13 protein-coding genes are annotated in these 15395 nt (G+C 63.9%); 7 read left to right on the top strand and 6 right to left on the bottom strand.

From position 1 onward, the window contains the following. Window positions 1-39: 39 nt before the first annotated feature. Both AB4M76_RS18725 and AB4M76_RS18720 read right to left on the bottom strand, forming a co-directional pair. On the bottom strand, window positions 40-636 hold the full coding sequence (locus AB4M76_RS18725; protein WP_368443724.1) for an exopolysaccharide biosynthesis protein: 597 nt from the start codon (window positions 634-636) through the stop codon (window positions 40-42). 84 nt (window positions 637-720) lie between these two features. After that, the gene (locus AB4M76_RS18720) at window positions 721-1692 is read right to left on the bottom strand and encodes a DNA topoisomerase IB (RefSeq protein ID WP_368443722.1); all 972 of its coding nucleotides are present in this window, start codon (window positions 1690-1692) and stop codon (window positions 721-723) included. 237 nt (window positions 1693-1929) lie between these two features. On the opposite strand from AB4M76_RS18720, the gene otsB reads away from it, so the two are divergent. Both otsB and AB4M76_RS18710 read left to right on the top strand, forming a co-directional pair. Next, window positions 1930-2676 carry a trehalose-phosphatase gene (otsB, locus tag AB4M76_RS18715; protein ID WP_368443720.1) on the top strand — a complete coding sequence of 249 codons (747 nt, stop codon included), beginning with the start codon at window positions 1930-1932 and terminating at the stop codon, window positions 2674-2676. Between the two features lie 43 nt (window positions 2677-2719). Next, the gene (locus tag AB4M76_RS18710; protein WP_368443718.1) at window positions 2720-4495 is read left to right on the top strand and encodes a glycoside hydrolase family 15 protein; all 1776 of its coding nucleotides are present in this window, start codon (window positions 2720-2722) and stop codon (window positions 4493-4495) included. Between the two features lie 76 nt (window positions 4496-4571). Here AB4M76_RS18710 and AB4M76_RS18705 read toward each other — a convergent pair whose 3' ends face one another. From AB4M76_RS18705 to AB4M76_RS18690, 4 genes are read right to left on the bottom strand one after another with little or no spacing between them, the layout of a single operon-like run. Continuing rightward, window positions 4572-6110: an indolepyruvate oxidoreductase subunit beta family protein gene (locus AB4M76_RS18705; RefSeq protein WP_368443817.1), complete on the bottom strand. Its 1539-nt coding sequence runs from the start codon at window positions 6108-6110 to the stop codon at window positions 4572-4574. Between the two features lie 2 nt (window positions 6111-6112). Beyond that, on the bottom strand, window positions 6113-8263 hold the full coding sequence (locus tag AB4M76_RS18700; RefSeq protein WP_368443716.1) for a thiamine pyrophosphate-dependent enzyme: 2151 nt from the start codon (window positions 8261-8263) through the stop codon (window positions 6113-6115). 9 nt (window positions 8264-8272) lie between these two features. Continuing rightward, the gene (locus tag AB4M76_RS18695; protein WP_368443714.1) at window positions 8273-8752 is read right to left on the bottom strand and encodes a MarR family winged helix-turn-helix transcriptional regulator; all 480 of its coding nucleotides are present in this window, start codon (window positions 8750-8752) and stop codon (window positions 8273-8275) included. A gap of 3 nt (window positions 8753-8755) precedes the next feature. Next, a complete protein-coding gene (locus tag AB4M76_RS18690; protein ID WP_368443712.1) occupies window positions 8756-9547 on the bottom strand; it encodes a cyclase family protein in 792 nt (263 codons plus the stop codon). A gap of 273 nt (window positions 9548-9820) precedes the next feature. Between AB4M76_RS18690 and AB4M76_RS18685 the strand changes: the two genes are divergently transcribed. The 5 genes from AB4M76_RS18685 to AB4M76_RS18665 all read left to right on the top strand — a co-directional run bounded on the left by AB4M76_RS18685 (window position 9821) and on the right by AB4M76_RS18665 (window position 15394). After that, complete coding sequence (locus tag AB4M76_RS18685) at window positions 9821-10828, top strand: ABC transporter ATP-binding protein (protein ID WP_368443710.1); 1008 nt, start codon at window positions 9821-9823, stop codon at window positions 10826-10828. Then, window positions 10825-11931 (top strand): ABC transporter ATP-binding protein, encoded by a 1107-nt coding sequence (locus tag AB4M76_RS18680; protein ID WP_368443708.1) that lies wholly within the window; start codon window positions 10825-10827, stop codon window positions 11929-11931. The genes AB4M76_RS18685 and AB4M76_RS18680 overlap by 4 nt, the downstream gene beginning before the upstream one ends. 41 nt (window positions 11932-11972) lie before the next feature. Then, entirely contained in the window at window positions 11973-13487 is a 1515-nt protein-coding gene (locus AB4M76_RS18675; protein ID WP_368443706.1) for an ABC transporter substrate-binding protein, read from the top strand. Window positions 13488-13550: 63 nt separating this feature from the next. Continuing rightward, window positions 13551-14495 (top strand): ABC transporter permease, encoded by a 945-nt coding sequence (locus AB4M76_RS18670; protein WP_368443704.1) that lies wholly within the window; start codon window positions 13551-13553, stop codon window positions 14493-14495. After that, entirely contained in the window at window positions 14495-15394 is a 900-nt protein-coding gene (locus AB4M76_RS18665; protein ID WP_368443702.1) for an ABC transporter permease, read from the top strand. Before AB4M76_RS18670 ends, AB4M76_RS18665 begins: the two co-directional genes overlap by 1 nt. Window position 15395 lies beyond the last annotated feature (1 nt).

The raw sequence follows: 15395 nt of genomic DNA, 5'->3' as shown, positions 1-15395 counted from the left end.
TTTCCAGATGAAGGCCGCGTTATGCGCGGCGCCAAGGGCTTAGCGCCCCATAAAAAACCACAGCGCCCCAACCGGCAGCAGCGACATCAGCACCATCGACAGAATAACCACCCGGCCATCCCGCATGAGGTAGCCGGCGGCAAAGATGGCGATCATGGCAGAGGCGATGGAGCCGGAGGTGGGAATGACCTCCATAAAGGGCATCACCAAAGTCACCGCCAAAACCATCAGCAGCGGCAGATAGACCCAGGGGCGGTGCAGCAGATAGGTGCTGCGCTCATGCAGAAAACGGTCCACAAAACCCACGGGTTTGCGCAGCCAGGAAACCCCCTCGCGCAGTTTCTTCGCCGCGATGTCCCGGCGCATGATAAAGCCCGGCAGCCAAAGACTGTCGCGCCCGATGATCATCTGGACCACCAGAAACATGATCACCACGGCCACAAAGGCGGTCACCCCGGGGATGCCGCTGGCCGGAGAGGTCGAGATCAGCGAGAATGCCAGAATTGTCGAAGCAAAAGAATGTTTGCCCAGACAATCGATGATCTCCTCTACGGTAATTTGACGGTCCTTGCCGCCGGACAGGTTTTCCATCTGGTCTAATACCCCGGTCAGGGTTGGTGCGTCTTTGTCAGCCACAGGGTTCTGCTCCTTCATTCGGTTTGTGCAACCGGTTGACGGATCAATGATCGAGCGGATCAAAAGTTCACGGCGCGGGCAATCTTATTCACTTCGCAAGAAAGTCAGCAGCCGCGTTTCGGCCTGGGTCATCTCGTCCAGCGGCTCGGCCTCGGGCAAGGCGCGCGGCGTTTCGCAAAGCGCGATCACCTGCGGGTGAATATAGCTGCTGCGCGCGATCGCCGGGGTGTTGTGCAAACGGTCTGCGGCGGCCTCGCTCATCGCTTTGATCGTCGGGCGGTCCGTCGCCAGCGCCATTTCGAATGCCGCCAGCGTGCCGGCCCAGGTGCGAAAGGTCTTGGCCGAAAACCCCTCGGTTCCCGTTGCCTCTGCGATATAGTCATTCAGCGCGGTGGAGGTCAGGCTGCGCGGGGTGCCATCGTCATCCAGCCAGGTGAGCAGGTCGGCGCCGGGCAGGTCGCGGATCTTTTGCAGCGCCCTCATCAAGGTCCGGTTGGCGATCTGGCGGCGCACCCGCTTGCCGCCTTTCGCGGTGAAACTGGCCAGCAGCTTGCCATCGCGCAGCCGCAGATGCTGGCGTTTGAGCGTGAGGGTGCCATAGGTCTGATTGGTCTTGGCATAGACCTGATTGCCCACGCGCAGCGACAGCCGGTCAATCATCGCCACCGCCGCCGCCAGCGCAAAGACCCGCGCGCCCAGCTCGCCTTTCAAGTCGCGGCGCACGCGGCGGCGCAGCCGCGGCAGGGTCTCGCCAAAGGCCACCAAGGCGGCGTATTTCTCTTCCGCCTGCGCCTCGGCCCAAAGCGGGTGATAGCGGTATTGTTTGCGCCCCTTTGCATCAATACCGGTGGCCAGAAGATGCCCGTTCTCATAGGGGGTGATCCAGACATTCTCATAGGCCGGTGGCACCGCCAGCGCGGTCAGGCGGCTTCGCTCTTGCTTGTCCTTGATGCAGCGCCCGTCTGGCCCGATATAGGAGAACCCTCTGCCGCAGCGTCGGCGCGAAATGCCGGGGGCGCTGTCGGGGTAATATCGAAGCGAGGCTGGTGCAGGCATGGAGGCTCCCGTAAGGGCAAAGGGACGGGCACCGACCGCTGGGCCGTCATCGGCAGCCTGTCCCTTGGATACGCAGGCTAAACGTCACAAGCGCCGGGCGGTTCCCGCAGCCCTGCCCCGCAGCGTATTCTTTAGAGATCGCATTGATTTAACGGGCATGGCACATAGGTAGCTGCTCAGCCCCCCGCAAAGGCCCCGCGAAGGCCCCTGCAAAAGATTGTGAAGTACAAAGTGAACATGCCGGACACGATACAGCCCACTACCCCGCCGCCGCGGATCAAACCGGGCGCGCATGGGTTCTTTCTTGATCTCGATGGCACCCTCGCCCCGATCGTCGAAGACCCGCAGGACACCCGCTTGCCAGAGCGGACGCGAAACCTGCTGACCCGGCTGGTTGCCGAGGTCGGGGGCGCGGTGGCGGTCTTGTCGGGCCGCGCGCTTGCGGATCTGGACCGGATCATGGGCGCCCTGCGCCTGCCGGCCTCGGGGTCACATGGGCAGGAATTGCGCTTTGGCCCCCATGCCGCGCATCCCGACGCAGAGGCCGAAGGGGTACCTGCCGCCATCATTGACCGGGTCGAAGAGTTTGCCGTGCTGCATGGGGTCACCTCGGAACGCAAGCCGGGGGCGATTGCGCTGCATTATCGCAAAACCCCCGATCAGGCCGAAGCCTGCCGTGGCTTCGTCGATACGCTGACCGCCGAAGAGCCGGGCCTGCGCGCCCTGCATGGCAAGATGGTGAGCGAAGTGGCGCTGGCCGGGATCGACAAGGGCGGCGCCTTGGAGAGGCTCGCCGATACGGTTGATTTTCAAGGGCGTATCCCGATCATGGTCGGGGATGACGTGACTGATGAGGACGGCTTTCGCGCGGCACAGGCGCGGGGCGGTTTTGGCATCAAAATCGGGGCGGGGCCGAGCGCGGCTCATTACCGCCTGGAAGATGTCGAGGCTTTTGCCGATTGGCTTGAAGAGATATTGCGCTGACCGGCCCCCGCGCCCGTCAGACAAGGAAGTGAAAGAGGATTCTATGGAACTGGGTGTCATCGGAAACTGCGCCGTATCGGCGTTGGTGAGCCGCGAGGGTGCGATCAACTGGTTCTGCCTGCCGCGTTTTGACGGCGATCCGGTCTTTCACAGTCTCATGGGCCATGGCGCGGGCGAAGAGGGCGATGGCGAGTTCGCGGTCGAGCTTGACGGCATGACCGACACCGAACAGAGCTACCTGCCCAATACCGCCATTCTGCGCACCGTGTTGCACAGCCCCAAAGGCGCGGTCGAGATCGTTGATTTCAGCCCCCGCTTTACCGCCTATGGCCGCAGTTTCCGCCCGCAGATGCTGGTCCGGCAGATCCGCAGGCTCGAAGGCTCGCCGCGGATTCGGATCAGGCTGCGGCCGCGGTTCAACTATGGCGAGGTTGCGCCGACCCTGACGCGCGGGTCGAACCACGTGCGCTTTGCCGGACCTGAGCAGAGCATGCGGCTGACCACCGACGCGCCGATTGACCATGTGCTGGATGCGCGGTTGATCAATCTTGAGGGCGAGATGACCTTCATCCTTGGCCCCGATGAAACCCTGTCGGACAGTGCCGAGCAGATCGGCACCACCTTTCGCACCAAGACCCTGCGCTATTGGCAGCGCTGGACCCAGCGTCTGGCGATCCCCTTTGAATGGCAAGAGGCGGTGATCCGCGCGGCGATCACCCTGAAACTCTGCAGCTATGAGCCGACCGGCGGCGTCATTGCCGCGATCACCACCTCCCTGCCCGAAGCGCCGGATTCAGGGCGCAACTGGGACTACCGCTATTGCTGGGTGCGCGACGCTTTCTTCACCGTCCGCGCGCTCAACAGCCTCGCGGCCACCCGCACGCTGGAGCATTATTTCCAATGGCTGATGAATGCGGTGGCGGATGCCGAGGGCGGGCATATCCAGCCGGTGCTGGGCCTGGGGCTGGAAACGCAGTTGACCGAGCGTATTTCGCCCAGTCTGCAAGGCTATCGCGGCATGGGGCCGGTGCGGATCGGCAATCAGGCGCATGAGCATTTCCAGCATGACACCTATGGCAATATCATCCTCGGCGCCGCCCCGGCGTTTTTCGATCACCGGCTGCCGCTGCACACCGGGCGCACGGCGTTCGAGCGGTTGGAGCCGCTTGGCGAGCAATCCTGGGAGTTGCATGACCAGCCCGACGCCGGCATCTGGGAGCTGCGCAGCCGGGCGCGTATCCATACCTCGTCGTCGCTCATGTGTTGGGCGGCCTGTGACCGTCTGGGCAAAATCGCACGGCATCTCGGGCTGCAGGACCGCGCGCTGCATTGGGCCGAGCGGGCCGAGGTGATCCGCGACAAGATCCTCGACAATGCCTGGTCCGAAGAGCGCGGCGCCTTTGTCGAAAGCTTTGGCGGCAGCACATTGGATGCCAGCGTGCTGCTGATGGGCGAGGTCGGGTTCCTGCCGCCGAAAGACCCGCGTTTCATCGCCACGGTCGAAAAACTGTCCGAGGTGCTCGGGCGCGGCCCCTTCATGCTGCGCTATGAAGAGGCGGATGATTTCGGCGTGCCTGAGGTCGGCTTCAATGTCTGCGCCTTCTGGCGCATCGACGCTTTGGCTCGGATCGGGCGCGAAGACGAGGCCCGGCAGCTTTTCGAAGAGCTGCTGGAAGCGCGCAATCACCTTGGTCTCATGTCCGAAGATACGGCATTTGCCAGCGGCGAGGGCTGGGGCAATTTTCCGCAGACCTATTCGATGGTGGGGATCATCAACGGTGCGATGCGCCTGTCGAAACGCTGGGAGGCGGAACTGTAAGGCTGGCGGCGCCCCTCGCCCGCGGAAGGGTCCCCGGCCTAGAACCTAGCCCGGGGCGCTGCCCCTCGGTTACGCGTCACACAAAGGACCGCACCGTCGCAATCGCCCCCTCCAGCGCCTTGCCTTCCGCATCCTGCAATGCCGCTTCGCGCAGCCGGGCCACCCATGCGGCGGCATCTTCGCGCCCGCGCAGCATCTCTGCCGCGCCCATCACCCGGTCGAACTTGCCCAGGCCCCGCGCATGGGTGTCTGAGTAGCCCTTGATCAGGCGGCGGCATTTCACCAGCTCCACCGCAAGCGGGTAGTCATCGTCGACCTCCGCAAGACAGCGGTTTAACCAAGCCTCCAGATGCGCCGCCTCAATCGCGTGACGATGGGTTTTGAGCCGGTAGCCCTTCATTCCCCCCAGCACATGCAGCATGAAAAACGCGGGCAGCCGGTCGGTGCGCAAGCGGCGGCCCTTGTCGAACCAGCGGTTCAGCCGCGCCATCCATTTGTCGCTCGCCTCCACCTTGGCCCCCAACCGCGCGGGTATCAGCCCCGCGATCTCCTCGGCCCGGGGGTGGAAATACTCGGTGAGCTGCATGAGGTTGTTTTCGCCCGCCCGCATCTCCTGCCGGATATGGGTGAAACGCGGGGCGCGGGTCTTGAGGTCGGCCACGCGGATGATGTCATCATAGGCCATGGCATTGGCGATATATTTCGCGGCCGCCGCCGAGAGCTGCCAATCCTGCGCGGCACTGTCGCGGGCCAGCACGGTATCGAGCCGGTCAAGATAGAGCGTGCCATAGGCGCAGTCTTGGAAGTTCACCACTTTGGCGAGCCCCGCCAGCGCGAGGTCATGCACCGCTTCGGGCAGCGCGTCGGCGCGTTTGACCAGCGCGTCCCACTGGCCTTGCAGCGCGTCTGGCCCGGCAAGGCGGAAAGGGGTTTCGGGTTCTCCCACCGGCGCGGAGGCGGTGGCGGGCAGCTTGCCTTGCGCCGCGTCAAACCCCACGGCAAAGGCGCGCAGCGAAGGCTCGACCCCCTTGCCACCTGCCTGGATCGCGTTCTCATAGGCTTCTCGCGGGAAAGGCAGCGCGCCGGAGCCGGCCAAGGCGCCGAAAAGCGAGGCGGAGATGACGGAGCCTGCCCCGACCGCCAGCCCTTCCATATCCTCCAGCACCAGTTTCTGCGCCGCGATCTCGGCGGCGGCGCGGACCTCATCCGCGTCCGCGATGCCATCGCCGGGGGCCATCTTCTCGCTCACCGCCAGCGCGCGGTGGGTCGAGCCGATCAGCGTGGTGCGATCCGGTGTCACGAAGCCGCGCATCACCGCGCGGCCCACCTCCATCATCTCGGCGGCGATCAGCACATCCACGTCACCCGCCGCCGGGGCGAGGGCAAAGACCGGCGCCCTTGTGGTTTTCGGGGCCATTTCGACATAGTAGATCGTGGCGCCCGTGCGCTGCGCCACGCCCGCGACCGAGGTCGCCTGACAGACATAGCCTTCGGCCCGCGCCATCGCCTCAATCCAGCCGGTGAGCACGCCGCCCCCCTGCCCGCCCACGGCCATGACCGCGAGTTTGAGGATGTCACCGGCCCGTGCGTCCGGGGTCTTTTGCGGCAGGATCATATTCACGTCGTCACTCCTTCGCTACGCAGGCGTTTGGCGTCGCGCCGGTCTTGCAGCCAGCGGATGATCTGCCCGGTTTTCTCGGCCCGCCATCGCTCGAACCGGGTGGGGTTATGGACCACATCGGCCTGATAGAAGGAGGGGCAGAGCACCGCCGTATCCGCCACCTCGCCACAGTTGCCGCAGCCGACGCAGGTCTGGTCGATATGCGCCACCGGATCGTCGCGCAGCGGATCGTCGAGGCGTTTCAGCGACAGCGACGGGCAGCCCGAAAGCCGGATGCAGGCGTGATCGCCGGTGCAGACATCGGCATCGACGCCAAAGCGCGGCACCTCCATGCGGCGGCCTTCCTTGATCGCCTGATTGCGTTTCGGCTTCTCGCGGCGCTGCTTATTGAGCATGCATTCCGAGGAGGCCACGATCACCTTCGGCCCTTTGTAATCGGTGGTCAGCGCCTCGCGCAGCACCTCGCGCAGCTTGCCCACATCATAGGTCCGGTCGATCTGGCGCACCCATTCCACGCCGACGCCTTTGAGCGCTTTGTTGATCGGGTTGTTGGTCGATTTGGTGTCATTATGCGCGCGCGAGGAAAGCACATCCTGCCCGCCGGTGGCGGCGGAATAGTAATTGTCGATAATCACGGCGACACTGTCGGATTTGTTGAACACCATATTGCCGATGGAAGAACTCAGCCCATTGTGCCAGAACCCGCCGTCGCCCAGGATCGAGATCGCCCGCCGCTCGCCACCGCCGTCGAAGGCCGCGTTGGAGGCGGGTCCGAGGCCGTAGCCCATGGTCGAGCCGCCGATCTCGAAGGGTGGCAGGCAGCCGAAGAGATGGCAGCCGATGTCGCCGGTGATCTGGTGTTTGCCCAATTCCTGCTCGGTCAGTTTCATCGCGGCGAAGATCGGGCGCTCGGGGCAGCCGGTGCAGAAACCGGGCGGGCGGATCGGCACGGTGTCGGTGAGGTCGGGGATCGCAGGGGCTTCGGCATTGGGGGCGCGGACGGCGCCGGGCAGCATCTCGGGCGCGGCGATCTTGAGGAATGCCGTCACCCCGTCGAGGAGCACCTGCCCGGTGTATTCCCCGGCCATCGGCAACACGTCCTTGCCGTGCAGCTTCACCTGACGGCCCAGCTTGTAGAGGTAGGAGCCAAGCTGCTGTTCGATGTGATCGGGCTGGCCTTCTTCGACCACCAGCACATGCTCCTTGCCCGCGCAGAAGGCGTCGAACTCATCGCGCAAGAGCGGGTAGGTGACGTTCAGCACATAAAGTGGCACCTCGGTCTCACCGTGGATATCCGCCAGCCCGAGCCGTTGCAGCGCGCGGATCACCGAGTTGTACATGCCGCCCTGCACCACGATGCCCAGAGGCGCCTTCTCCGGCCCAAAGAATTCGTTGAGCTTGTTGTCACGAATGAATTTCTCCGCCGCCGGCCAACGGTTCTCGATCTTGTCCTTCTCATGCAGATAGGACATTGGCGGCAGCACCACGCGGTTGAAATCCGACTGCGGATTGGCCGCCGCCTCGGCCACGGTGAGCGGCGGGCGCTGGTTGTCGCGGGTCTCAAAACTCCCCGTCACATGGCAGGAGCGGATGCGCACCATCAGCATCACCGGCGTGTTGCTGGCCTCCGAGAGTTCAAACCCGTCCTTCACCGCTTTGGTGATGCAGGGCAGGTTCGGGCGCGGGTCGAGCATCCAGAACTGCGATTTCATGGCAAAGCCGTGGCTGCGTTCCTGCATGATCGAGGAGCCTTCGCCGTAATCCTCGCCCACGATGACCAAAGCGCCACCGGTCACGCCGGAAGAGCTGAGGTTCGCCAGCGCATCCGAGGCCACATTCACCCCCACCGGCCCTTTGAAGGTCACCGCCCCGCGAATGGGGTAATGCACGCTGGCCGCCAGCATCGCAGCCGCCGCAGCCTCGGAGGCATTCGCCTCAAAGCGCACGCCCAGCTCGCCCATCAGCTCTTCGGCATCGGCCAGCACATCCATCAGATGGCTGATCGGCGCGCCCTGATAGCCGCCGACATAGCCGACCCCGTTTTCCAACAGCGCCTTGGTGATCGCGAGAATACCCTCACCGGTAAAGACGTCGCCGTCTCCTTTGCGCAGGTGCTCTACCTCTGCCTTGAACGAACGTTCGGCCATTGGACCCTCTTAGAAATCATGTTTGCGGATGTTGCGCAGCATGGTGCGCAGGGTGGCCACAAAGGCCGCTTTCTCGGCGTCGTCGATGCCCTTGAACATCGCGCCGTAGGCTTCGGCCATATGCGGCCAGAGCCTTTCATATGTCTCGCGCCCCTTGTCGGTCAGATAGACACGGGTCGCGCGGCTGTCACTCGCATCGGTCTCGCGCCGCACCAGCCCGTCGCGCACCAAAGCGTCCAGCGCGCGGCTGAGCGTCGATTGCTGCACCACCGCATAGACGGCCAATTCGCGGATCAGAATACCGTCGACCACCGAAAGCACCGCCAAGGAGCGCATCTGCGGCGTGGTCAGGCCAAGGGCGGCCATTTCCGCCGAAAGCGCCGCATTGTACCGCCCCATGATCCGGTTCATCAGATAGGGCGCGAAATTATCGAGCCCGAGCTGTTCCAGCGGCGCATTGGCCGCGTCATCATGGGACGGTTTGGTCATCATCTACCCTTTCGGCACCAGCGCCAGCGCCCGGATCGGGCTGCCGGTGCCGTTTTTGATCTTGAGCGGGGCGGCGATCAGAATAGCGCCTTTCGCGGGGAGCCTGTTCAGATTGGCAAGGCTCGCCAACCCGAAACAATTATGTTTGTGCAGCAGGTTATGTGCGGGATAGGGCGGCTCCATCTCGCTCGCTTGGCCGGCATCGGTGCCAATGCATTGCGTGCCCCAGCCGACGATCTTCTTGCCGGTCAGATACTCAATCGCATCCGGGGTTGGCCCGGGGCTATGGGGGCCGGTTTCATCGGCATTAAGAAACCGCGCCTCATCGTTCACCCGTTTGTCCCAATCGGTGCGCATCACCACCCATTCACCGGCGTTGATCTCGCCATATTCCGCTTCCCATTCCTTGATGCCCTTGGCATCAAGCAGGAAATCCGGGTCGTCCTGGGCCTGCTGCGAACAGTCGATCACATTCACCGGCGCGACAAGGCGCTGCACGTCGAGCGTGTCGGTATAGCCGTCCGCGTGGTCCTTGCCGGTGATCCAATGATGCGGCGCGTCGAAATGGGTGCCGGAATGTTCGCCCAGCACCAACCAGTTCCAGGCGAAAAACGGGCCATCTTCGTCATATTCGCTGATCTTGTGAATCTCGACCTTGGGCGTCGGTTTGGCGAAATCGGCGGGCAGTTGCAGGATCGGTGTCTCCGGCCCAAGCACGCCGGAACAGTCCACCACCTCGACGCCGCCCGAGGCCAGCATGGCCCCGAAATCGCGCATAACCTCGGTTGCACTCATTGTCTTCTCTCCCTGAATAGCGCGCCCCTCCCGGCGCGGTGTTCCCAAGGGAAGGCTAGAGCGATTTATATGCGTTTGCAATTATCTTATTCATGCGGATTCAGAGGGTCTGCGCGGGGTGGTGGGCTGTGGTTTGGCGGCGCGGGAACAGTGTATTTTCCGGTAACATATTGAATTATCTGGATTACATAAAAATTCAATTGCCGGATTGACAGGTGGAAAATCTCAACCGCATACTCGACCAATCTGATATTGGTTCAAGAAAGCGGTCCATTGCCCAGCCTTCCCTCCGATCCTGAGAAGATGTTGCTCGAAGTGCGCGACTTCAGCCTGCGGTTCCGCGGCGCGCCGAGCGACCAGATCAATCACGTGAATTTCTCGGTCAGCGCGGGCAAGACCCTCTGTGTCGTGGGCGAGAGCGGCTGCGGCAAGAGCGTGACCTCGCTGGCGTTGATGGGGCTGCTGCCGCCCGGTGCGGCGACGATCCGGTCGGGCGAGATGATCTTTGAGGGGCAGAAGCTCGATCTGGCGGACCACAGCGCCATGCGCCGGTTGCGCGGCAGCCGTATGACGATGATCTTTCAAGAGCCGATGACCTCGCTCAACCCCGTTTTCCGCATCGGGGACCAGATCGCGGAATCGGTGCTGGCGCACCGCAGTTGCAGCAAATCCGAGGCGCAGGACCGCGCCTTGGCGATCCTGAAACGTGTCGGCATCCCGGCGGCGGAAAAGCGGATGCGGGACTATCCGCACCAACTCTCCGGCGGGATGCGCCAGCGGGTGATGATTGCCATGGCGCTGGTCAACGACCCGGCGCTGCTGATCGCGGATGAGCCGACCACCGCGCTCGACGTGACCATTCAGGCGGAGATCCTTGAGTTGATCCGCGACCTTCAGGCCGAGACCGACATGGGCACGATCATGATCACCCATGATCTGGGCGTGGTGGCCGAGATCGCGGACACTGTGGCGGTGATGTATGCGGGCACCATTGTCGAGACCGGCCCGGCCGCGCGCATCTTCAACGATCCGCAGCACCCCTATACCATCGGGCTGATGTCTTCGATCCCGCAGCTGACCGGACCGCGCGGACGGTTGGCGACCGTGCCCGGCATGGTGCCGACGACGCTAAACATGCCCGAAGGCTGCCGTTTCGCCACCCGCTGCCCCTTTGCCCAGCCCGTCTGCGCCAAGGAGCCGCCGCTGGCGCCGCTGGAGGATGGCCATGCGGTGGCCTGCCATTTCGCCCCGCTGGAGCAACATCTGGAGCAGAGCGCATGAGCGACAGGATCCTGACAGCGCGCGGACTAAAAAAGCATTTCAAAACCGGCGGCGGCATGGCGAAAAGCGGCACGGTCAAGGCGGTCGACGATGTCTCCTTTGACGTGCGCCGTGGCGAGACCTTTGCCATCGTGGGCGAATCCGGCTGCGGCAAATCCACCCTCGCGCGGCTGCTGATGCGCTTGCTGACCCCGACCGAGGGCGATGTGCAGTTTGACGGCATCGACGTGGCAGGCCTTCAGGGCCGCGATCTGACCGCGCTGCGCCGCGACATGCAGTTCATCTTTCAAGACCCGTTCTCCTCGCTCAACCCGCGCATGAGCGTGGGCCGGTTGGTGGGCGAGCCGCTGGAGACGCATTTCCCGAAAATGTCCGCCGCTGAGCGGCGCGCCAAAGTAGCCGAACTGCTGGCCAAGGTCGGGCTGCGCCCGGAACATGCCGAACGCTACCCGCATGAGTTTTCCGGCGGCCAACGCCAGCGTATCGGCATCGCCCGGGCGCTGGCCTCTGCGCCGAAACTGGTGATCGGGGATGAGCCGGTCTCGGCGCTCGACGTCTCGGTGCAGGCGCAGGTGATCAACCTGCTCGGTGATCTGCGCGATGAGCTGGGGCTCACGCTGGTCATCATCGCCCATGACCTCGCCGTGATCCGCCATATGAGCGACCGGGTCGCGGTGATGTATCTGGGCCAGATCGTCGAACAGGGCGATGTCGACACCGTCTTCACGCATCCGCGCCACCCCTATACCCGCGCCCTGCTCTCGGCGATCCCGGTGGCCGCCCATGGCGACCGCAGCCCGCGCAAGGCGCTCGACGGCGAGATGCCGAGCCCGGCGAACCCGCCATCGGGCTGTCGGTTCCATACCCGCTGCCCCTATGCGCAGGCGCGCTGCACCACCGAGCCGCCTGCCCTGCGCGCGACCGGTGCCGGCGACGACCATATTGCGGCATGCCATTTCTTCGAGGAAATCGCCGCCAATGAGCCAGATCTTGGCCTCGCCGCGGCTCCCAAACGCGCCCCCGGCGCCGCCGCGCGTTTCGCGCTTTACCAAGATGCCATGCAGGAGCGGGCCAGACCCCGCCCCCGCCAAGATCAAGAATAACAGGCTAAACAAGACCAAACATACGACAGGAGAGTTCAACGATGACTTTGACCAAAATGACCCTCGCCGCCGCGTTGCTGGGGGCCACCACCCTAGGCGCGCAGGCCGCTGACCTGCGCATCGCGCTGCAGTCGGACGCCGATGTGCTGGACCCAGACCAGTCGCGCACCTTTGTCGGGCGGATCGTCTATGCCTCGCTCTGCGACAAGCTGGTGGACATCACGCCTGACCTTGAGATCATCCCGCAACTGGCCACCGAATGGTCCTTTTCCGAGGATGGCAAGCAGCTCACCATGAAACTGCGCGAGGATGCGGTCTTCCATGACGGCACGCCCTTCGACGCCGAGGCCGTGGCCGCCAATATCGACCGCAGCCAGAACATGGAAACCTCGCGCCGCAAGTCCGAGCTGTCCTCGATCACCGGTGTCGAAGTGCTGGGGAGCCATGAAATCCGCTTTGATCTGGCCGATGCCGATGCCACGCTGATGGCGCAGTTTGCCGACCGCGCGGGCATGATGGTCTCGCCCACCGCCGCCGAGGACGCGGGCGATGACTTCGGCCTGAACCCGGTCTGCTCCGGCCCCTACCAGTTCAAGGAGCGTGTGGCGCAAGACCGGATCGTGCTGGAGAAGTTCCCGGACTATTTCGACGCCGACAAATACCACTTCGACACCGTCACCTATTTGCCGATCCCCGACACCACCGTGCGTCTGGCGAACCTGCAGTCGGGGGACATCGACATCCTCGAACGCCTCGCTGCCACCGATCTCGCGCAGGCCGAGGCTGACGAGGGCATCAAGGTCGAAAGCGCGGTGTCGCTCGGCTATCAGGGCATCACCATCAATGTCGCCAATGGCGAGAAGGGCGACAACCCCTGGGGCAATGACAAGCGGCTGCGTCAGGCGCTGAGCCATGCGATTGACCGCGAGGCGATCAATCAGGTGGTCTTCAACGGCGCCTTCGCTGCGGGCAACCAGCCCTTCCCGCCGAACTCGCCTTGGTACAGCAGCGATTTCCCGGTACCGCCGCGCGATGTCGAGCGGGCCAAAGCCCTGCTGGCGGAAGCGGGCTATCCCGACGGCATCGACCTTGAGGTGCAGGTGCCCAATACCACCGTGCCGCTGCAGCTGATGCAGGTGGTGCAGTCGATGGCTGCCGAGGCGGGGATCAACATCTCGATCACCTCCAAGGAATTCGCGACGCTGCTGGCCGACCAGTCGGCGGGCGACTATCAGGCGAGCCAGATCGGCTGGTCGGGCCGCGTCGACCCCGATGGCAATATCCACCAGTTCATGACCACCGAGGGCGGGATCAACGATTCCAAATATTCTAACCCGGAAGTCGATGAGCTTTTGGACAGCGCGCGCAAGTCCAACGATCAGGCCGAGCGCAAGAAGAACTATGACGCCGCCCGCGCAATCCTGAATGACGAGATGCCGATCGTCTACCTCTATCACCAGACGTGGATCTGGGCGCTGGATTCCGACATCACCGGTTTCACCCCCTACCCCGACGGGATGATCCGTCTGGAAGGCGTGAAAAAAGAAGAAGGCTAAGCCCTTTATCCGCAGCGCCGGGGCCGACCCGGCGTTGCTCCCTCTCAAGCGAGACCTACGCCCATGCTGTCCTTCATCCTGCGCCGTCTGCTGATCGCGATCCCCACGATCATTCTGATCTCGGTCTTTGTCTTTACCCTGCAAAAGCTGCTGCCGGGCGATCCGGTGCTGGCCATGGCCGGTGAGGAACGCGACCCGCAAGTGCTGGAGTATCTGCGCGAAAAATACCGTCTGAACGACCCGATCCCGGTGCAATATCTGACGTGGATCGGCAATGCGCTGACCGGCGATCTGGGCATTTCGCTGCGCACCAACCAGCCGGTGTTGGAGTTGATCGGGGAAAAACTGCCGGTGACCATCCAGCTTGCCACGATGGCGATGATCTTTGCGCTGGTGATCGGCGTGCCTGCGGGCATATTCTCTGCCGTCAAGAAGGGCAGCGTGACCGATTACATCGCCAATGTGGTGGCGCTCTCGGGTCTGTCGATCCCGAACTTCTGGCTGGGGATCATGCTGATCCTGCTGGTCTCGGTGAAATGGAAGCTGCTGCCCGCCTCGGGCTATGTGCCGCTGAGCGAAGACCCGATCCGCTCCATCACCGTGATGATCATGCCCGCTTTCGTGCTGGGCACCGCGCTCGCCGCGACGCTGATGCGCCACACCCGTTCCGCCATGCTGAGCGTGCTGAGCAGTGACTACGTCCGCACCGCCCGCGCCAAGGGGCTGGTCGAGCGTCGGGTGATCCTGAAACACGCGTTTCGCAACGCGCTGACGCCCATCGTCACCCTGACCGCGCTGCTCTTCGGTGAGTTGATCGCGGGCGCGGTGCTGACCGAACAGATTTTCACCATCCCCGGCTTTGGCAAGCTTGTGGTCGATGCCGTGTTCAACCGTGATTACGCCGTGGTGCAGGGGATCGTACTCGTCACTGCTGTCGGCTTCATCTTCATGAACCTGCTGGCCGATGTCGCCTATGTGCTGCTGAACCCCCGCCTGAGGAAGCAATAATGGCCCAACCTGCCACCCCCATCACCATCGACGCCGAAAGCGCAGCCGATCCGGTGCTCTCCGCCCGCCCGGAAAACCGGGTCTGGAAGAAGTTCCGCCACCACCGCAGCGCCATGCTGGGCGGCGTGCTGGTGGTGTTCTTCGTCGCCATCGCCGTGCTCGCGCCGCTGCTGCCGATCCCCGACCCAGCCGCCACCGACTGGGGCGCGGTGCGCAAGGGCCCCTCCGCCGCGCATTGGATGGGCACCGATGAGCTGGGCCGCGATGTGCTCTCGCGGCTGGTCTGGGGGGCGCAGGCCTCCTTGCTCGCGGGGGTCGTCTCGGTCGGCATCGCGCTGAGCCTCGGCGTGCCCTTGGGCATTATCGCGGGCTATTTCGGCGGCTGGATCGACGCGGTGATCTCGCGCTGCACCGAGGCGCTGCTCGCCGCGCCCTTCCTGATCCTCGCCATCGCGCTCGCCGCCTTCCTCGGCCCGAGCCTGACCAATGCGATGATCGCCATCGGTATTTCGGCCACGCCGATCTTCATCCGACTGACCCGTGGTCAGGTGCTGAGCGTCGCTGCCGAGGATTACGTCGAAAGTGCCCGCGCCATTGGCCTGAGCACGCCGCGCATCCTGCGCCGCTATATCTTTCCCAATGTGCTGCCCCCGGTGCTGGTGCAGGCGACGCTGACCGTCGCCACCGCGATCATCGCTGAAGCCTCGCTGTCCTTCCTCGGCCTTGGCCAGCAGCCGCCCGCGCCCTCTTGGGGCTCAATGCTGAACACCGCCAAGAACTTCCTTAACCAGGCACCCTGGATGGCGCTTTGGCCCGGCATTGCGATCTTCATGGTGGTGCTTGGTTTCAACCTTCTGGGCGACGGGCTGCGCGATGCGCTCGACCCGCGCGAACATTGAG

Origin of the sequence: Sulfitobacter sp. PS-8MA (assembly GCF_040933935.1) — a bacterium.
Taxonomy (GTDB): Bacteria; Pseudomonadota; Alphaproteobacteria; order Rhodobacterales; family Rhodobacteraceae; genus Sulfitobacter.
Note: the sequence above shows the minus strand (reverse complement) of the source record. Positions and strands in the feature narration are given on the sequence as shown.